Origin of the sequence: Caloramator sp. ALD01, assembly GCF_000472625.1 — a bacterium.
GTDB classification, from domain to species: Bacteria; Bacillota; Clostridia; order Clostridiales; family Caloramatoraceae; genus Thermobrachium; species Thermobrachium proteoclasticum.
In genome coordinates this window covers 53,762-74,054 of record NZ_AXAA01000005.1, presented here as the reverse complement: position 1 = coordinate 74,054, position 20,293 = coordinate 53,762, and the positions used below count along the sequence as shown (strand labels likewise).

The following is a 20,293-nucleotide window of genomic DNA, read 5'->3' as shown; positions in this document are numbered from 1 at the left end:
GAAATATATGATATACTACATTAAGGGGATAGTAGATGAAATACTTGATGATGGTGTAGTTTTAGAGTGCAATGATATTGGATATAAGATTTGTATGACCCATAGAGATATCCAAAAGCTACAAAATAAAAATGAAAAAATAAAAATATATACATATCAACAAATAAAAGAAGATGAAAATGTACTTTATGGTTTTTTAAATAAAGAAGAATTAAATATATTTAAGATGTTAATTTCTGTATCAGGTGTAGGCCCAAAGGCTGCAGTTTCAATTTTATCAACAGTTACGGCTTCGGACTTTATATTAGCTGTAGTTACAAATAATGAGAAGATGATTGTAAAGGCTCAGGGAGTAGGAAAGAAGACAGCACAAAGAATAATATTGGAACTTAAGGATAAGTTTAAGGATGTTGATTTAACACAAGGAGAACAAGATGAAGAAACTATTGATATTAATGGATTAGATGAAAATGAGGCAATAGGTGCTCTTATGGCCTTAGGATATTCAAGAAAGGAAGCCTTCTTTGCGGTATCAAAGGTTTCAAGTCAAGCTAATTCATTGGAGGATATTATAAAGCTTTCGCTTAAGGTGTTAATGAAAGGTTAGGTGAATAAAATTGGAGGATAGGATAGTAGCTTCAAATTTAAAATATGAAGATTTAGATATAGAGGGAAGTTTAAGACCAAAGACATTAAGTGAGTATATAGGACAAAGAGAGGTAAAAGAAAAGCTTGACATTTTCATTAAGGCAGCAAAAAATAGAAGGGAATCCTTAGACCACGTTTTGTTATATGGACCTCCAGGACTTGGTAAAACAACCCTTGCATCAATAATAGCAAATGAGATGGGAGCTGGTCTTAGAATTACATCTGGCCCAGCGATAGAAAAGGCAGGAGATTTGGCGGCTATTCTTACAAATTTAGGAGAGAATGATGTTCTTTTTATAGATGAAATACACAGAATAAATAGAAGTGTTGAAGAAATATTATATCCTGCTATGGAGGATTTTGCTCTTGATATTATAATAGGAAAAGGACCAAGTGCACGTTCTATAAGAATTGACTTACCAAAGTTTACATTAATAGGAGCAACTACAAGGGCAGGTATGCTAACGTCACCATTAAGAGATAGATTTGGTGTGATTTGTAGGCTTGAATATTACAATGTAGAGGATTTAACACAGATAATAATACGTTCTTCAAAAATACTAAAAACTGAAATAACATTAGAGGGAGCAACTGAAATTGCAAAGAGATCAAGGGGAACTCCAAGAATTGCTAATAGATTATTAAAAAGGGTTAGAGATTTTGCAGAGGTTAAAGGTGATGGTGTTATAAACTATGAAATAGCTGTTCAAGCTCTAAATTTATTAGATGTAGATGAATTAGGATTAGATAATTTGGATAGAAAGATGCTTTTAACAATAATAAATAAATTTGGAGGAGGTCCTGTAGGACTTGATACGTTATCCTACTGTGTAGGAGAATCAAGTGATACAATTGAGGATGTATATGAGCCTTATCTATTGCAGATTGGATTTATAAGTAGAACACCAAGGGGAAGAATAGCAACAGAAGCAGCATACAAACATCTAAATTTGAAGAAAAATAATGAATAATAATTATTGTAATTACTAACTTTATATTTAGAGGTGATTTAATGAATGTAAAGGACTTTTATTTTGATTTACCAGAGGAATTAATCGCACAAACACCAATTGAACCAAGAGATATGTCAAGATTAATGGTTTTAGATAGAAAAACTGGTGAAATTGAACATAGAATATTTAAAGATATTATTGAGTTTTTAAATGAGGGAGACTGTTTAGTTTTAAATAACAGTCGTGTAATTCCCGCAAGATTGTTTGGTGTAAAGGAGGATACAGGAGCAAATGTTGAATTTGTTCTTTTAAAAAGAATAGATAAGGATAAATGGGAAACATTGGTTAAACCAGGTAAAAAGGCAAGAATAGGCTCAAAGTTTATGTTTGGTGATGGAGAATTACGCTGTGAGGTTTTAGATAATACAGAATCAGGTGGTAGAATTATAGAGTTTAAATATGAGGGTGTTTTTGAACAAATATTAGATAGATTAGGTAATATGCCTCTTCCACCGTATATCAAGGCTGAACTAAAGGATAGGGAGAGATATCAAACTGTGTATTCAAAGGTTGAAGGATCAGCTGCAGCACCTACCGCTGGACTACACTTTACAAATGAGCTTTTAGATAGAATAAAAAATAAAGGTGTAAAAATTGCGTACTTAACCCTGCACGTGGGACTTGGAACCTTTAGACCAGTAAAGGTTGAAAATATAGAAGAACATAAAATGCACTCAGAGTTTTATATGATAGATGAGGAAAATGCAAAAATTATAAATAATACAAAAAAGAATGGAAAAAGAATTATAGCAGTTGGAACAACATCCTGCAGAACATTAGAGACAGCATCAGATGAAAATGGATATGTAAAACCACAAAGTGGTTGGACAGATATTTTTATTTACCCAGGATATAATTTCAAGTGCGTAGATTGCCTAATAACTAACTTCCATTTACCTGAATCAACGCTTATAATGCTTGTAAGTGCACTGGCAGGACGTGAAAAGGTTCTAAATGCATATAATACAGCAGTTAAGGAAAAATACAGATTCTTTAGCTTTGGAGATGCAATGTTTATAAAATAGGAGGAGAAATATGGGAGCAATAAGATATGAACTAATAAAAACCTGCAAACAGTCGGGAGCAAGACTTGGAAGGCTTCATACTCCACACGGGGTTATTGAAACACCTATATTTATGCCTGTTGGAACACAAGCAACAGTAAAAACAATGACTCCTGAGGAGCTAAAGGAAATAGGTGCTCAAATTATATTAAGTAATACTTATCACCTATATATGAGACCAGGTGAAAAGTTGGTTGAAAAGGCTGGTGGCCTACATAAATTTATGAACTGGGATAGGCCAATACTTACAGATAGTGGAGGGTTTCAGGTATTTAGTTTAAGTCAGTTGAGGGATATAACAGAGGAGGGTGTTACCTTTAGATCCCATATTGATGGTTCTAAACATTTCATTTCACCAGAAAAGGCAATAGAGATTGAGAATGCATTAGGTGCAGATATAATTATGGCCTTTGATGAATGTTTGCCTTATCCTTGTGATTATGATTATGCTAAAAATTCGCTCTATAGAACTATAAGATGGGCAGAGAGATGTCTTAAGGCTCATAAAAATACAGAAAAGCAAGCTTTATTTGGAATAATTCAAGGTGGAATGTATAGAGATTTAAGAGAAGAAAGTGTAAGGGAAATGATAAAGCTTGATTTTCCAGGATATGCTGTTGGAGGATTGAGTATTGGTGAACCAAAGGATATAATGTATGAAGTTTTAGATTGGACAGTTCATCTTCTTCCAGAAAATAAACCAAGATATTTGATGGGTGTAGGTAGCCCAGATGCTCTTTTAGAGGGTGTTATAAGAGGAGTCGATATGTTTGACTGTGTTCTTCCAACAAGAATAGCAAGAAATGGTACAGTATTTACAAGCAAGGGTAAATTGGTTGTTAGAAATGCAGAATATGCAGAAGACTTTAGACCACTTGATGAAGAATGTGATTGTTATGCTTGTAAAAACTATTCAAGGGCATATATAAGACACCTATTTAAGGCAAAGGAGATATTAGGTGCAAGACTTACAACAATACATAACTTAAGATTCTTATTAAAGCTTATGGAGGATGTAAGACAGGCTATTATGGAAGATAGACTTCTTGATTTCAAGGAGGAATTCTTTGAAAAATATGGATATAATGAAGGTAAGTGGACATTTTAATCATAAATAATTGAGCCACCCTCATATAATTAATATGGGGGTGGTTCAATGTCAAAACAAGATATTAAAGAAAATATTCCAATAATTTATTTAAAATCAATAATTAGAGGAATAATTTTATCAATTGTATTGCTTTTAATAACAGCAGTGGTATTTCATTATTCTAATTTAGATCCAAAACATATAGATACAGTTACATTTATAATAACAGTGCTTAGCATTGTTTATGCAGCTTTATATGGATGCTTTAAAATTAAAACGAAGGGTTATTTTCACGGCGGTATAATAGGAATACTTTATATGGTTGTGGTAGGAATGGTATCCTTATTTGTACAAAAGGGTAACATACATTTTAAAGGATTAGTAATTATGCTAATTATGTCTTTGGCTATAGGAATTTTCTCTGGACTTATTGGTATTATTCTGGCAGATAGATAAGATGAAAAATATGACTTAGTTAAGTTAATATTAACATTTTATGCACAAAATACTTTTTACTCTTGAGTATAAACTTTTAATGTGTTATAATCATAAAAGTGTAAAGCATAAAAAAAGGAGGAGTAGACATGAAGCATATAAAGACAATAAACATGGGTGCTCTTAAGAACAGCATAGCAAAACCAGGATGTAAAGAGTGTGCAAACTCATGCCAATCAGCTTGTAAAACTTCTTGTACAGTTGCAAACCTTGAATGCGAGAATAGATAATCAATGGCAGTAACTTATGTTACTGCTTTTTAACTATAAAATAAGGAGGAAAAAACGTTGAAATTACACAAATTTAAACAAATGGGAATGAACATAGTAATAGACGTAAATAGTGGAGCAATTCATATTGTTGATGATATTGTTTATGATGTATTAGATTATTATAAATATAAGGATTTAAGTGAAATTCTATTAAATTTAAAAGACAAGTATACAGAAGAACAAATAGAGGAAGCATATAACGAAATAAAACAGTTAGAGGAAGAAGGTTTACTTTATACTGAAGATCCATATAAAAATATAATATTAAATGATAATGGGCCATCTTATATAAAGGCTATGTGTTTAAATATAGCACACGATTGCAACCTAAAATGTAAGTACTGTTTTGCTTCAGAGGGGGACTATAAGGGAGAAAGAAAGCTTATGTCACCAGAAGTAGGAAAAAGGGCAGTAGATTTTGTTATAGAAAACGCTGGTCCAAGAAAAAATGTTGAGATTGATTTGTTTGGTGGAGAACCACTAATGAACTTTAATACTGTTAAAGAAATAGTAGAATATGCAAGAAAAAGAGAAAAAGAAACAGGAAAAAATATAAGATTTACAATAACAACAAACGCTACATTGCTTAATGATGAAAAAATGGAATTTATAGATGAAAATATGGGTAATGTAGTTTTAAGCATTGATGGAAGAAAAGAAGTTAATGATAAAATAAGAATAAGATATGATGGTACTGGAACCTTTGATGATATATTACCTAAAATAAAGGCAATGGTTGAAAAAAGAAAAGAAGGAAAGCAATATTATGTAAGAGGAACCTTCACGAGAGAAAATCTTGATTTTTATAATGATGTAATGATGCTTGCAGATGAAGGTTTTAAGGAAATATCGATTGAACCTGTAGTTCTTGAAGACAAGCATCCGCTTTCTTTAAGAGAAGAAGACTTAGATACAATATTTGAACAATATGATAAATTAGCAGAAGAGATAGTAAATAGAGAAAAACAAGGAAAGGGATTTAAATTCTATCATTTCAATATAGATGTAAATGGGGGACCCTGCGTTTATAAAAGAATTTCAGGTTGTGGTGCAGGATATGAATATGTTGCAGTAACTCCAGACGGAGATATATATCCTTGTCACCAGTTTGTAGGCAATGAAGAGTTTAAATTAGGAAATGTTTTTGATGGAATATCAAATGATGAACTAATAAAAACCTTTAAAAATGGACATATATATAATAAGCCAAAATGTATGGAATGCTGGGCAAGATTTTATTGTTCAGGAGGTTGTCAAGCAAATAACTATAGCTTCAATAAAGATATACACATACCATACGAACTTGGTTGTAAAATGATGAAGAAGAGGGTTGAATGTGCAATAGCTATAAAAGCTAAACTTATGGAGGAATAAAAATGATAAGAAACTACTTTGAAAAACTTCCTAAAATTGCACAGGATGTATTTGTTGCCGAATCAGCAGATATAATAGGTGAAGTAGAAGTAAAAGAAGGAAGCAGCATTTGGTATAGGGCAGTTTTAAGGGGAGATATAAATAAAATTTCTATAGGAAAGTGTGTTAATATACAGGATGGTTGCGTACTTCACTCAGATAAAAATGCTCCAACGCTAATTGGAGATTATGTTACAATAGGTCACAATGCAATAGTACACGGTGCACAGGTTAAGGATAGATGTCTTATTGGAATGGGTGCAGTTATATTAAATGGTGCAGTTATTGGAGAAGACTCAATAGTTGCAGCAGGTTCTGTAGTTACACAGGGCAAAGAAATACCCCCAAAGAGTTTAGTAATGGGAACTCCGGCAAAGGTTGTAAGACAGCTTACGGATGAAGAAATAGAACACATAAGGCAGTCTGCAATAAATTATATGAGCCTTGCTCAAGATTATAAATGATGAAGGGGGTTCTATATCCCCTTTTTTATGTAATAAAAAACTTTTACTAAAATTAGCAGGAATTTTAGAGTATACGTAGAATAATATAAGAGGTGGAGCTATATGATTACATTAAATGATGTTAAAAATAATGAAGAAGTAAAAACTTATATGCAACAGGGTGACAAATTTTTAGGATCAATGGGCTTTACAGAGCACAGTTTAAGACATGCTACAATAGTATCAAATATAGCTTCAGATATCCTAAAAAAATTAGGATATTCGGATAGAGAAGTTGAACTTGCAGCTATTGCAGGTTTTTTACACGATATTGGTAATGTTGTAAGTAGACACGACCACGGACAGACAGGTGCAATTCTTGCAATGAGAATACTAAAGGAAATGGGAATGAAATATGATGAGATTGCATACATTGCATCGGCAATTGGAAATCACGAAGAAGAATATGGTCATCCTGTAAATGACATTGCGGCTGCACTTATTATAGCAGATAAAACAGATGTACATAGAGGGAGGGTGAGAAACAAGGAATTTGCAACATTTGATATACACGACAGAGTTAACTATGCAGCAGAGAAGTCAGAGGTAGAAATTATTAAGGATGAAAGAATAATAAGATTAAATCTTAAGATAAATATAGAGATATGCCCTGTAATGGAATACTTTGAGATTTTCTTAGCAAGAATGATGATGTGTAGAAAGGCTGCTGCATTTTTAAACACTAACTTCCAACTTGTAATTAATGATGCAAGATTGTTGTAATCTGAAAGGGGGATTTTAAATGCAAGTTAAGACAAAAAGTAGACTAAAGTTTTTAATTTCATCTGTATTAATAGTTCTTTTTGCCTACATACTATCATCAGGACTTATAGTAGGTGATTATAAGATAAGTTCAATTGGAGAAATAACAAAATTAGGACTTGACCTAAAGGGTGGAGTCTATATTGAAGAGGAAATAAAGGGAGATAATGTATCAAAGGAAACTATAGAGAGAACAAAGCAACTAATAGAGCTAAGAGTTAATGCCTTAGGTGTTAATGAATCAGTTGTTACAGTTACACAACAAAACAGAATAAGAATAGAAATTCCTGGAGTTTATGATGCGGAAAATGCTCTAAAACAAATAGGTAAAACAGGAAAACTAACATTTAGAGGACCTAACAATGATATTGTTATAACTGGAGAAGATATAAAGGATGCTACAGTTGGAGTTAACCAACAAACAAATCAACCAGTTGTTCAGCTTAAATTAAATGAAGCTGGAACTAAGAAGTTTGCTGAAGCGACTCAAAAGTATTTAAACCAAGTTATATCTATATATATGGATGAAGAACGTGTATCAGCACCAGTAGTAAAGAGTGTTATAACAACAGGTGAAGCTATAATAGAAGGAAGCAAGGACATAGAAGAAGCAAAAAGACTTGCTGGTATAATAAAATCAGGAGCATTGCCTGTAGAATTAGTGCCTGCAACTGTAAAAACAATAGGTCCATCACTTGGTGCAGATGCAATTCCAACAAGTAAAAAGGCTGCTGTAATTGGTATAGCATTAGTAATGCTATTTATGGCAATTTACTATAGAGTTCCTGGAATTATCGCAGACCTTGCACTTGCAGTTTATATTATGCTTACAATGCTTATATTCACAACAGTATTAAAGGCAACTCTAACTTTACCTGGTATTGCAGGTTTATTACTATCAATTGGTATGGCTGTTGATGCTAACGTACTAATATTTGAGAGAATAAAGGAAGAATTAAAATTAGGTAAATCTCTAAGAACTGCTGTAGATGCAGGTTTTAACAGAGCATTACCATCAATTCTTGACTCTAATATAACTACTATTATTGCAGGTTTAGTTTTAATGTGGCTTGGAGCAGGTCAAGTTAAAGGTTTTGCCCTTACCCTTGTGACAGGTGTTGTATGTTCACTATTTACAGCAATTACTGTAACAAAGTTCCTATTAAAGAATTTTGTTAATTCAAATTGGATTGACAACAAAAAAATGTATGGAGCATAAGGGGAGGGATTTAGATGTTAAAAGTAGTAGAAAGAACAAAAATATGGTTTACCATATCACTTTCAATAATAATAGTTGGAATGTTAATGTGGGCATTTAAGGGTTTAAATTTAGGTATAGATTTTAAAGGTGGAACAGTAGTTACAGTTAAGATGGACAAAGAACCAGACAATGGTGTTTTAGAGGAGATAAGAAAAATTTCAGCAAAATACGATTCATCATCACAAGTACAAAAGGTCGGTACTGATGAGGTTACTATTAGAGGTAATGCTATAACAGATGAACAAATTCCACAACTTTATAAAGAAATAAAGGACAAATTCAACTTAAAGCAAGAAAAGCCAAGATATACAGATAGAATAGGACCATCAATTGGTAAGGAATTAAGAAGAAATGCTATCTATTCATCATTAGTTGCAGTTGTATTAATGCTAATATATATTTCATTAAGATTTGAATTTAGATTTGGTGTAGCAGCAGTAATAGCCTTAATACACGACGTTTTAATAACTATAGCTGTTTATGTATTTTTACAAATTCCTGTAAATAGTAGTTTTGTTGCTGCTATTCTTACTGTTTTAGGTTATTCAATTAATGACACAATAGTTGTTTTTGATAGAATAAGAGAAAATAGTAAAAAGGGTACATTCAATAATAGAAGAGAACTTGTTAATGGTAGCATAAGTCAAACACTTACAAGATCAATAAATACAGTTTTAACAACTTTATTTACAATAACAGCACTATATATATTTGGAGTATCTTCAATTAAGGAGTTTGCACTTCCACTTATTGTAGGAATACTAAGTGGTACATATTCATCAATATTTATTGCAAGCCCAATTTGGTATGTATGGACTGAAAAGAAAATGGCATAAAAATAGTCAGGTTTATCCTGACTATTTTTTCTTTTCCCCATTGAAATAGTTCCATAACTAATTTATAATATATATGTTTCAACTAAAATGAGGGGAAAAGTGTTATGAAGAAGTGGGTTATAAAAAAAGTAGAACAGGTTAACCAAAATCTTCACAAAAACAGAATAATAAATGCTCTATTGAATTCAAGAGGAATAAGTCAACCTAAAGAGGCTCTTGATTTTTTAAACCCAAAAATAGAAAACCTTTTTAATCCCTATCTTTTAAAGGATATGGATAGAGCAGTGGAAAGAATTGATTTAGCTATAAAAAAGAGAGAAAAGATTGTTATTTATGGAGACTATGATGTTGATGGTATAACAAGTACGTCTATATTAATAAGAGCCTTTAGAAAATTAGGAGTGGATGTTTCCTTTTATATTCCTGATAGATTAAATGAAGGATATGGTATAAATAAGGATGCGATAGACTACATTAAACAGCTTGCAACTGATTTGATTATTACTGTAGATTGTGGTATTACTGCTGTTGAAGAAGTAGAATATGTAAAGGAACTTGGAATGGACATTATAATAACTGACCATCACGAATGTAAAGATGTAATACCAAATACTTATGTAATTAATCCTAAAAGGCACGATTGTACATATCCAAATAAAAATTTAGCAGGATGTGGAGTCGCCTTTAAATTAGTTCAGGCTCTTTGGATGAGATATAATTTATCAGGTTTTGAAGAATTTTTAGATTTATGTGCAATAGGTACAATAGCAGATATTGTTGAAATTACAGGAGAAAACAGAATTATTGTAAGCCAAGGATTAAAAAAACTTCAATATAGTGAAAAATGTGGTATTAAGGCATTAAAAAGTGTAGCAGGAATTAGTGAAGTTACATCCTATGGAATAGCTTTTCAAATTGCACCAAGAATAAATGCTGTAGGAAGATTAAGTGATGCAAGAATAGCAGTTGAATTATTTACAACAACTGACGAAGATAAGGCGATGCAAATTGCTAAATATCTTGATCAAGAAAATAGAAGTCGTCAGAAGATTGAGGAAGAGATACTAAATGAATCCCTTATTATGATACAAAATAATTTCGATTTAACAAAAGATAGGGTAATAGTGCTTTCATCACCCTTTTGGCACGTTGGTGTAGTTGGAATAGTTGCGTCAAGGTTAGTAGAACGTTTTCATAGACCAGTAATTCTGCTTTGTGAAGATAAAGATGGATTATGTAAGGGATCAGGCAGGAGTATAGAGGGTTTTAACCTCTTTGAAAATCTATTGAAATGTGATGATATATTAGTTAAGTTTGGTGGACACGAACTTGCGGCAGGTTTAACAATAGAAAAATCAAAGATTAGTGAGCTTATTGCAAGATTAAATGAATATGCTAAAGAAATGGATGTAGAAATGTTTTTACCTAAACTATATATAGATTTAGAAATGTCCTCTGAAGACATTACCTTTGAAACAGCTGAGGAGATAAAAAAGTTAGAACCTTATGGTTTTGGTAATCCATCACCAATATTTTATATGGAAAACTTAAAAGTTCTCTCTAAAAGAGCAGTTGGAAGCAATAACAAACATTTAAAGCTAATTTTAGATAAGGACAATATAACTTATGATGGAGTTTATTTTAATGGCTATGAAGAGTTAAAGGATAAAGAATGGGATAACATAGACGTTGTATTTAATTTAGATATTAATGAGTGGAATAACACAAAAAATCTACAATTATTAATAAAAGCAGTTAGACCACATTCAAGATGGGTGTCAGAGTATTTTAAAAGCAATTATTATAGATATTTAAAATTTATGGATAATAATAAATTGTCTTATTGTAATTTAGATGGTATCAATTTTATACCCAAAAATGAAAATTTTTTAAAAGAATTTGTTTATTTTAAAAAGGGTTATATACTTGTTTCATCAAAAAAATCCTTAGATGAATTAAAATATTTTATTGACTTTTATAAAATCAATTTTTCTAAAAATGATGGATTTGATGCACAATTTATAGTTTGTCCTTATGTAGATGAGATAGATTTTATGAATTCAGAAGTGCTTATATATGACTTCTTGCCAGGAATCTATGAATACGAAAAGGTTTTAAATAGTGCAAAGAAAGTATATAATTTTTACGAAGAGGAAACACTTGATTTAATAGATGATTTTTTTGAAGATATTAAAATAAATAAGGAAATTTTATTTAAAGTTTACAATGATTTGTTGTATAATGAACTTATAGGTACAATTGATGAGTTATCTGTAAAATATAATATTAATCCATACCAAATGTATAAAATCATAATGACGTTAAAAAATAGTGAAGTTGCTAAGGTGTTTATAAAGAATGATCTGCTGAAATTAGTAAAATTTAAATCTGAATTTGAGAATATTACAGTTGATGACTATAATAAAAAAATTGAAGATTTAAAAAAACTATTTAATAAGTTAAAGTGGGAGGTATAAAAATGAATTTAGTTGAAAAAATAAGAATAATAGAAGATTTTCCAAAGAAAGGCATAAGCTTTAAAGATGTTACAACTCTATTAAAGGATGGAGAAGCTTTTAAATATGCAGTTGATAAGATGATTGAATATGCAAAGGATAAGAACATAGATTTAGTTGTTGGACCAGAAGCCAGAGGTTTTGTATTTGGAACTCCAGTTGCATATGGCTTAGGTGTTGGATTTGTACCTGTTAGAAAACCTGGTAAACTACCTGCTGACACCCTAAAATATGAATATGATTTAGAGTATGGAAGTGATTGCCTTGAAATACATAAGGATGCTATAAAGCCAGGTCAAAGAGTTCTTATTGTAGATGATCTACTTGCTACAGGAGGAACTATTGCATCTGTTGCAAACTTAGTAGAACAGCTTGGTGGAGAAGTTGTTGGTATGTGCTTCCTTATTGAATTAACAGGACTAAATGGTAGAGAAAAGCTTGCTAAATATGATGTAGAATCACTTATCAAATATGAATTTTGATGTCGAAAAAAATTGCAATTAATTAAAAGTTGAGATATAATTAATAAAAAATATGGCTGGTATGAATACCAGCCATATATTATAAACAAGAGAAGTGAGGGCGGCTATGCTTGATATAATTATTGATAAAATAAAAAAACAGAAGTTAGATGTTGATATAGATTTAATAAAACGTGCCTATGAATTGGCAGAAAAGGCACATAAGGATCAATATAGAGAATCAGGTGAGCCTTACTTAATGCATCCAGTTGAGGTTGCATTAATAACAATAGAACTTGGGCTAGATACTGATACTATTTGTGCTGCTCTTTTACATGATGTGGTTGAGGATACAGAATATACTTATGAAGACATTAAAAATATGTTTAATCCACAGATTGCTTTTTTGGTCGAAGGGGTTACTAAGCTTGGTAAAATTGAATACAAATCTAAGGAAGAACAGCAGGCAGAAAATATTAGAAAGATGCTTGTTGCTATGGCAAATGATGTTAGGGTTATTCTAATAAAACTTGCTGATAGACTTCATAATATGAGAACTTTAAAATATCTTCCACCACATAAACAAAAAGAGAAGGCCCAAGAGACCTTAGACATTTTTGCACCTCTTGCTCATAGACTGGGTATTTCTAAGATAAAATGGGAACTTGAGGACTTATGTTTAAGGTATTTGAAACCAGATGAGTATTATGATTTGGTTAATAAAGTACAGAAAAAAAGGGTTGAACGTGAAAAAGAACTAAACGAAATTATAGATATATTAAAAAACAAGTTATCACAATCAGGTATTATAGCGGATATTGAGGGACGTCCAAAGCATTTCTATAGTATTTATAGAAAAATGGTATATAAAAATAAAACATTTGATCAAATATTTGACCTTTTAGCAATTAGAGTTATAGTTGATACAGTAAGAGACTGTTATGCAGCTCTTGGTATTGTTCACACATTGTGGAAGCCAATACCAGGTAGATTTAAAGATTATATAGCTATGCCAAAGCCTAATATGTATCAATCTCTCCATACGACAGTTATAGGACCAGGAGGTCAGCCCTTTGAAATACAAATTAGAACTTGGGAAATGCATAGAACTGCAGAGTATGGTATTGCAGCCCATTGGAAGTATAAAGAGGGTATTACAAGTGATGATTTAGGCGATAGATTAAAGTGGTTAAGGGAAATAATTGAGTTCCAAAAGCAAACAACAGATGCTAAGGAATTTATGGAGACAGTAAAAATAGATTTGTTTTCTGATGAAGTGTTTGTCTTTACACCTAAGGGAACAGTTATTGATTTACCAGTAGATTCTACACCTATAGATTTTGCCTATAGAATTCATACCGATATAGGGAATAAATGTATTGGTGCTAAAGTAAATGGTAAAATGGTTCCGCTTGATTATAAATTGAAGACTGGAGATATAGTAGAAATAATTACATCAAGCACCTCCAAAGGTCCAAGCAGAGATTGGCTTAATATAGCAAAAAGTTCACAGGCAAAAAATAAAATAAAACAATATTTTAAGAGAATATATAAAGAAGAAAACATAGAAAAGGGTAAAGAGCTTATAGAAAAGGAACTTAGAAGACATAAGATACCATATGCCGATGCAATGAAGTCTGATATTATAGACGTTGTTTTGAAAAGGTTTAACTATGCACAAATAGATGACTTATATGCTACAATTGGTAGCGGAGCGTTATCGGCTTCATTAGTTATTGGAAAAATAAAGGAAGAACTATATAAAGACAAGGAAAAGGAAGAAATTAAAAGTGTTGCTGACTTTGAACCAAAGAAACAGATTCAAAGAGAAAGAAAACGTGAGGGTGTTAAGCAGGGAATTGAAGTCAAAGGCGAAAAGGATTTGTTAGTTAGATTTGCAAAGTGCTGTAATCCTGTTCCGGGAGATGAAATAATAGGTTTTATAACAAAGGGTAGAGGTGTTTCTATCCATAGAAAAGACTGTACAAACTTTAAACATCTATCAGAAGTTGAATCTGAAAGAGTTATTGAAGCAAGGTGGACAGGAGAACATACATCATCCTTTGTTGCAGATATTCAAATAGAAGCCACAGATAGAACAGGACTTTTGGCAGATATTACAAATACAATAGTAAATGCAAAGGTTTCTGTGAAGGCAATAAATGCAAGAACGAATAGAAAAAATACAGCAACTATACATTTATCCTTAGAAGTTTTAAATACAGAACAGTTAGAGAAGATAATGAGGGATTTTAGAAAATTAAGTGGCGTAATAGATGTTTATAGAAACAGAAATTAGGGGTGATTTTATGAGAGCTGTTGTGCAACGAGTAAATAGTGCAAGAGTTGAAGTCGAAGGTAATGTTGTAGGTAGTATTGATAAGGGTATATTGGTGTTATTAGGAGTAGAGGAATTAGATACAGATGATGATATAAAATATTTAGCAGAGAAGGTTTGTAACTTAAGAATATTTGATGATGAAGAAGGAAAAATGAACCTTTCATTAATTGATGTTGGTGGGGAACTTTTAGTTGTTTCACAATTTACACTTTATGGCGATTGTAGAAAGGGAAGAAGACCTAATTATATGATGGCAGCAAAGCCTGACTATGCTGAAAAAATGTATTTAGAATTTGTTGAAGAGTGTAAAAAATATATAAAAAAAGTAGAAAAAGGACAGTTTCAAGCTTATATGAAGGTAAATCTTGAGAATGATGGTCCAGTTACATTACTTTTAGACAGTAAGAAAAACTTTTAGGAGTGATTAGAATGATAGTTAAAACTTATGAAATGGGATATTTTCAGACTAACTGTTATTTAGTCGTAGATGATGAAACAAATGAAGCATTTTGTGTAGACCCAGGTGGAGATACAACTGAACTTATTGAAGATATAAGGTCAATGAATTTTAATTTAAGATATATAATTTTAACTCACGGTCACGCTGACCATATAGCAGGAGTAAAAAAGTTAAAGGATGAAACAGGTGCATTAGTAGTTGCACACAAACGAGATAGTTATTTAATAGAAGGCGGAACAATTGAATTAATACCAATATATTCTAATATGAAACTTTTTGATGTTGATTTATATGTTGAGCAACAGAATGTTTTAAAAGTAGGAAATTTAGAACTTAAAATATTAGAGACTCCGGGACATACACCAGGAGGGATCTCAATATTAGTTGGTGATTCTGTTTTTACTGGGGATGCCCTTTTTAGAGGTTCAATAGGAAGGACAGATTTTCCAAATGGAAATAAAGATGAGTTAATAAAATCAATAAAAGAAAATCTATTAGTTTTAGATGATAAGACAAAGGTATATCCAGGACATGGAATATATACAACTATTGGGCTTGAAAAAAGATTTAACCCTTTTTTAAAATAAATTGAATATATGGACATCAAAGTGGGAAAAATGTATTTGAATTTATAAAAGGAGAGGTTAATATGAAAAAGAAAAGAACGAATGGTTATTCAGAAACCTATGTTAACCCACTTGATGAATTAGATTACGAAAGATATTCAGAAATGATGGAAAACGGCTATACTGATAGTGACATTGCAAAAGAACTAAAGGTTAGTGAAAAGTTTGTAAAAAGGCTAAGGCAGGAGACTAAAAAGTATTTGTAGGTGTATAGGATGGTAAGAGTAGGATTAATAGGACATAATTTTAGATATGAAGTATTTCAAATATTGAATCTATTTTATGAAAAGGAAGAAATAGAATTTTGCCAAGATGGTTTTGAAATAGAAAGTATTTTAGATGGAGAGCAGGTTTTATTCAAAATAGGAGAAATAATTGAAAAAGAAAATATAGATGGAAGTGATATTAAATTAATAAAAAATTCTTTAAAGAGAACAGCTCTAAAGGCACTCAGTAGATATTTTGATAAAAATATTCCCTGGGGAATATTGGTTGGAATAAGACCAACAAAGATAGTTCACGAATTAAAAAAGAGAGGAGACAGTTTAGAAGAAATAAAGAATCATTTAATGCAGTATTACCTTTTAAATGAGGACAAGGCTAATTTAACTATAGAGGTTGCAGAGAATGAAGCAAAATTTTTAGATAAAGAAAAAAAACAGGTTAGCATATATGTTGGTATTCCCTTTTGTCCAACAAGGTGTGTTTACTGCTCCTTTGCTTCAAATTCAATTTATGGTAATGAAAAACTGGTTGAAGCTTATGTTGATTCTCTTTTAAAAGAGTTTGATTCAATTTTAAGTTATCTTAAAAATAATGGTATAACTGTTGATACTTTATACTTTGGTGGAGGAACGCCATCCTCCTTAAGTTTAGAACAAATAGATAGATTACTTGACAAATTATCAAATTATGTAAACCTACAAAAATTGAGAGAATTCACCTTTGAAGGAGGACGACCTGATTCAATTGATAAAAATAAGTTAGTTTTACTTAAGAAGTATGGTGTAACAAGGATTAGTATAAACCCACAGACAATGAATGAGGAAACATTAATTAAAATTGGAAGAAGACATTCTACTAAAGATATTATAGATAAGTTTAATTTGGCACGAGAGATTGGCTTTGATAATATCAATATGGATATTATAGTAGGTCTTCCTGATGAAGATTTAGGTTCAATAAATAAAACAATGGAGGAACTAAAAAAGTTATCTCCAGAGAGTATTACAATACATACAATGGCGATAAAAAGAGCCTCAATATTAAACGAAATGGATTATAAACATAGAACAGATAATGTAATTTCAATGTATAACTATGCTACTAATTGTTGTAGAGAGATGGGGATGATTCCATATTATATGTATAGGCAAAAGAATATGGTAAGTCCATTGGAGAACGTTGGATACAGCAAGAGAGGCAAGGAATGTATTTACAACATTCAAATGATTGCAGAGAATATTTCTATTATATCCTTAGGTGCAGATGCAATAACAAAGCTTGTTTATGATGAAGAAAATAGAATAGAAAGAGTTGCTAATGTAAAGGATGTTAGGGAGTATATAAATAGAATAGATGAGATGATAAATAAAAAAATAGAGGCTATAGATGATATACTACATAAGTAAAGGTAAGGAAACTAATATAGTTTTTCAGGCTGTTGAAAAACCCAATTGTTAGTTAAAGTATAAAAAAGCCCCATGAAAGGATTTCGCAATGGCATATTTCATGAGTTTTAGCAAATCTTGCTTTTCGACTTTTAAAAAGTCCGTAATTCGGCACAGGATGTGCCGAGCCGAGCAGTCATCAGGACGATGATATTGCGAGGGTAGGACTTTTTTAAATAAAGAAAAGCTTAGATTTGCTTAACGAAATGAACCGATGCCCAAGAAATCCTTCATGGGGCTAATCAATGTATAAATTTGTTAACAACCTCAAGGAATCTAATATAGTTCCTTACCTTTATTTAATAAAACATACATAGTTGAAATTAAAATTCCTATAATACTTACTATTTGTGCAGTTCTAAATGGTCCTATCATTAAACTATCAGTTCTTAAGCCTTCGATAAAAAACCTGCCTATTGAATATAAAAGAACATATATAAAGAATATGTTTCCACGCTTTGTTATAATGTATCTTATTATAATCATCAATATTATAAATATAAAAAGATTCCATAGTGATTCATATAGAAAAGTTGGATGATAGTATTTCCCATCTATAAACATACCCCTTTGTATGAACTCAGGGAATTTACTTATAAATTCCTTCGATACTTCACTACCGTGGGCTTCTTGATTAAAAAAGTTACCCCATCTACCTATTGACTGTGCAAGAACAATTGATGGTGCAGCTAAATCAAGATAGTTTAACAGGTTTATACCTCTTTTTTTAGAATATATGTAGGCAGCGAGAATACCAAATATGATTCCACCGTGGATAGCAAGTCCACCTTCTCTTATATTTAAAACATCAATTGGATTGTTAATATATAGTTTATAATTAAATACTACATAGTATAAACGTGCACCCACTATTCCAAAGGGTAGCGATATCAAAGCACAGTCGATAAATTTGTCATAATCAACATTTAAATACTTTGAATTAATTTTTGCAATAATAAAGGCAATAAGCATACTAGATGCTATTAAAACTCCATACCATCTTATTGCTATACCAAACACATAAAAGGCTATTGGATTCAAATGCATCACTCCTTTTTGATGTTAATCTTATTTTAACACATTATTTTATAAAAAGTACAATAATTTTGTAAGTAAAATTACAGATTGTTAAAAAATTATATAGTGAAAAGCACCAACAAGGATTTCTTGGGCATTCGTTTATTTCGCTAATCAATTCTAAGCTTTTCTTTGTTTGAAAAGTCCTACCCTCGCGATGCCATCATCCTGATGGCCGCTCGGCTCGGCACGTCCTGTGCCGAATTACGGACTTTTTCAAAGTCGAAAAGCAAAGAATTGCTAAAGCTCATGAAAGAGCCTATCGAAATCCTTTAATGGGGCTTTTTCATACTTTAGCTTACAAATGGATTTGTCAACAATATGAAATTTTATAAGTAAAATTAGAAATAACTTATTTTAATTCAATTAATCTTATTGTTTACATATTTAACCAACCAAATTATAATTATATTGGGGGTGATGATATGGATGTAGTTATTCTAATCCTATTAATTGCTATAGTTATATTACAATTAATCATAATTTTAAAACAAAAGTGTGCTTTAGATATAGAAAGGCCCTTAAGAAATTTATCACAAACTTTAGAGGATAGGATAAATAATATTATAAAGGATGAAATGGGAAGAAATAGAGAAGAAATAAATAAAAACTCAAGCCAAAATAGAATGGAATTATCACAAAGCATTAAAAGTTTAACAGATAGTTTGAATACACAGATAACAAACATTGGAAATATGCAAAATAGGCAACTTGAAGTTGTAAGCAGCCAACTTATTGACTTTCTAAAGAAAAATCAAGATGGTCTCGATAAAATAAGGCAAAGTGTAGAGGAAAAGCTTACTCAAATTCAAAATGATAACAACAAAAAGCTTGAGGAGATGAGGCAAACAGTTGATGAAAAACTTCATTCTACATTAGAAAATAGATTATCCCAGTCCTTTCAAAATATAAGTGAAAGGCTTGAGGCACTTTATAAGCAACTTGGAGAAATACAAAGTTTAACAACTGGTGTAAATGATTTAAAGAGAGCTCTTACCAATGTTAAAGTTAGAGGAATATGGGGAGAAGTTCAACTGGCAAATATAATTTCAGAAATACTTACAAAGGAACAGTATGAAGAAAATGTTGCAACAAAAAAGGGTAGTTCAGATAGAGTAGAATTTGCAGTTAAACTGCCAGGTAAAGATGACTTAAATAGGTGTGTTTACTTACCTATAGATGCAAAGTTTCCACAGGAGGACTATCAAAGGCTTCTTGATGCACAGGAGGAGGGAAATAAGGAAGGCGTGGACTTTGCAAGAAAACAACTTGAAAATAGAATAAAACAGGAGGCAAAGAGTATATTTGAAAAATACATAGATCCTCCTAATACCACAGACTTTGCGATTATGTTTTTGCCAACAGAAAGCTTATTTGCAGAGGTTATTAGAGATGTAGGTTTGATTGAAACATTACAGAGGGAATATAAGGTTATAGTAACAGGCCCAACTACAATTTCGGCTCTTTTAAATAGTTTACAAATGGGATTTAGGACGCTGGCAATAGAAAAAAGATCAAGTGAAGTTTGGGCTCTACTTGGTGCTGTAAAGACAGAGTTTACAAAGTTTGGTGATATACTTGAAAAAACACAAAAGAAATTACAGGAGGCAAGCAATACAATAGAGACTGCAGCAAAGAAGACCAAGACTATAGAAAGAAAGCTAAAATCCGTTCAGGAACTGCCTATAGAAGAGAGTGAGAGAATCTTAATAGAAGATGAGGAAAGATAGTGACAATATAATATATACAAAATAAAATATATTACTTGACAGGTTATATTTGTAT

The 20,293-nt window shown here is 31.3% G+C and carries 20 protein-coding genes; 19 read left to right on the top strand and 1 reads right to left on the bottom strand.

Annotation, left to right across the window (positions count from 1 at the left end; all coding sequences use genetic code 11):
* Positions 1-7 precede the first annotated feature (7 nt).
* The 18 genes from ruvA (at position 8) to hemZ (ending at position 17,392) form a co-directional block, all read left to right on the top strand.
* A complete protein-coding gene (ruvA, locus tag A3M9_RS0103860) occupies positions 8-607 on the top strand; it encodes a Holliday junction branch migration protein RuvA (RefSeq protein WP_027308047.1) in 600 nt (199 codons plus the stop codon).
* Positions 608-617: 10 nt separating this feature from the next.
* Complete coding sequence (gene ruvB, locus A3M9_RS0103855) at positions 618-1,619, top strand: Holliday junction branch migration DNA helicase RuvB (protein ID WP_027308046.1); 1,002 nt, start codon at positions 618-620, stop codon at positions 1,617-1,619.
* 41 nt (positions 1,620-1,660) lie between these two features.
* Complete coding sequence (gene queA, locus A3M9_RS0103850) at positions 1,661-2,686, top strand: tRNA preQ1(34) S-adenosylmethionine ribosyltransferase-isomerase QueA (protein ID WP_027308045.1); 1,026 nt, start codon at positions 1,661-1,663, stop codon at positions 2,684-2,686.
* Positions 2,687-2,696: 10 nt separating this feature from the next.
* Positions 2,697-3,833, top strand: coding sequence for a tRNA guanosine(34) transglycosylase Tgt (tgt, locus tag A3M9_RS0103845; protein WP_027308044.1), 1,137 nt, complete (start codon positions 2,697-2,699; stop codon positions 3,831-3,833).
* A 48-nt stretch (positions 3,834-3,881) separates the two neighbouring features.
* Positions 3,882-4,271, top strand: coding sequence for a TIGR04086 family membrane protein (locus A3M9_RS0103840; RefSeq protein WP_027308043.1), 390 nt, complete (start codon positions 3,882-3,884; stop codon positions 4,269-4,271).
* 128 nt (positions 4,272-4,399) lie between these two features.
* Positions 4,400-4,540, top strand: a complete 141-nt coding sequence (gene scfA, locus A3M9_RS13100) for a six-cysteine ranthipeptide SCIFF (RefSeq protein ID WP_018662320.1) — start codon at positions 4,400-4,402, stop codon at positions 4,538-4,540.
* A 57-nt stretch (positions 4,541-4,597) separates the two neighbouring features.
* Positions 4,598-5,956 carry a thioether cross-link-forming SCIFF peptide maturase gene (gene scfB / locus A3M9_RS0103830; protein WP_027308042.1) on the top strand — a complete coding sequence of 453 codons (1,359 nt, stop codon included), beginning with the start codon at positions 4,598-4,600 and terminating at the stop codon, positions 5,954-5,956.
* A 2-nt stretch (positions 5,957-5,958) separates the two neighbouring features.
* A complete protein-coding gene (locus tag A3M9_RS0103825) occupies positions 5,959-6,459 on the top strand; it encodes a gamma carbonic anhydrase family protein (protein ID WP_027308041.1) in 501 nt (166 codons plus the stop codon).
* 102 nt (positions 6,460-6,561) lie between these two features.
* Positions 6,562-7,221, top strand: a complete 660-nt coding sequence (locus A3M9_RS0103820) for an HD domain-containing protein (protein ID WP_027308040.1) — start codon at positions 6,562-6,564, stop codon at positions 7,219-7,221.
* 19 nt (positions 7,222-7,240) lie between these two features.
* Entirely contained in the window at positions 7,241-8,479 is a 1,239-nt protein-coding gene (secD, locus tag A3M9_RS0103815) for a protein translocase subunit SecD (protein WP_027308039.1), read from the top strand.
* Between the two features lie 14 nt (positions 8,480-8,493).
* Positions 8,494-9,357, top strand: a complete 864-nt coding sequence (gene secF, locus A3M9_RS0103810) for a protein translocase subunit SecF (RefSeq protein WP_027308038.1) — start codon at positions 8,494-8,496, stop codon at positions 9,355-9,357.
* A 104-nt stretch (positions 9,358-9,461) separates the two neighbouring features.
* The gene (recJ, locus tag A3M9_RS13095; RefSeq protein ID WP_051350578.1) at positions 9,462-11,834 is read left to right on the top strand and encodes a single-stranded-DNA-specific exonuclease RecJ; all 2,373 of its coding nucleotides are present in this window, start codon (positions 9,462-9,464) and stop codon (positions 11,832-11,834) included.
* 2 nt (positions 11,835-11,836) lie between these two features.
* Positions 11,837-12,355, top strand: a complete 519-nt coding sequence (locus A3M9_RS0103800) for an adenine phosphoribosyltransferase (protein WP_027308037.1) — start codon at positions 11,837-11,839, stop codon at positions 12,353-12,355.
* Positions 12,356-12,461: 106 nt separating this feature from the next.
* On the top strand, positions 12,462-14,633 hold the full coding sequence (locus A3M9_RS0103795) for a bifunctional (p)ppGpp synthetase/guanosine-3',5'-bis(diphosphate) 3'-pyrophosphohydrolase (RefSeq protein ID WP_027308036.1): 2,172 nt from the start codon (positions 12,462-12,464) through the stop codon (positions 14,631-14,633).
* Between the two features lie 10 nt (positions 14,634-14,643).
* A complete protein-coding gene (gene dtd, locus A3M9_RS0103790) occupies positions 14,644-15,093 on the top strand; it encodes a D-aminoacyl-tRNA deacylase (protein WP_027308035.1) in 450 nt (149 codons plus the stop codon).
* A gap of 11 nt (positions 15,094-15,104) precedes the next feature.
* Entirely contained in the window at positions 15,105-15,722 is a 618-nt protein-coding gene (locus A3M9_RS0103785) for an MBL fold metallo-hydrolase (protein ID WP_027308034.1), read from the top strand.
* A gap of 62 nt (positions 15,723-15,784) precedes the next feature.
* A complete protein-coding gene (locus A3M9_RS0103780; protein WP_027308033.1) occupies positions 15,785-15,967 on the top strand; it encodes a hypothetical protein in 183 nt (60 codons plus the stop codon).
* A gap of 9 nt (positions 15,968-15,976) precedes the next feature.
* Positions 15,977-17,392: a coproporphyrinogen dehydrogenase HemZ gene (hemZ, locus tag A3M9_RS0103775; protein ID WP_027308032.1), complete on the top strand. Its 1,416-nt coding sequence runs from the start codon at positions 15,977-15,979 to the stop codon at positions 17,390-17,392.
* A 315-nt stretch (positions 17,393-17,707) separates the two neighbouring features.
* On the opposite strand, the gene lgt is transcribed toward hemZ, so the two are convergent.
* Complete coding sequence (gene lgt / locus A3M9_RS0103770; RefSeq protein WP_198011934.1) at positions 17,708-18,478, bottom strand: prolipoprotein diacylglyceryl transferase; 771 nt, start codon at positions 18,476-18,478, stop codon at positions 17,708-17,710.
* Positions 18,479-18,933: 455 nt separating this feature from the next.
* Between lgt and A3M9_RS0103765 the strand changes: the two genes are divergently transcribed.
* Entirely contained in the window at positions 18,934-20,238 is a 1,305-nt protein-coding gene (locus A3M9_RS0103765) for a DNA recombination protein RmuC (protein WP_027308030.1), read from the top strand.
* Positions 20,239-20,293 lie beyond the last annotated feature (55 nt).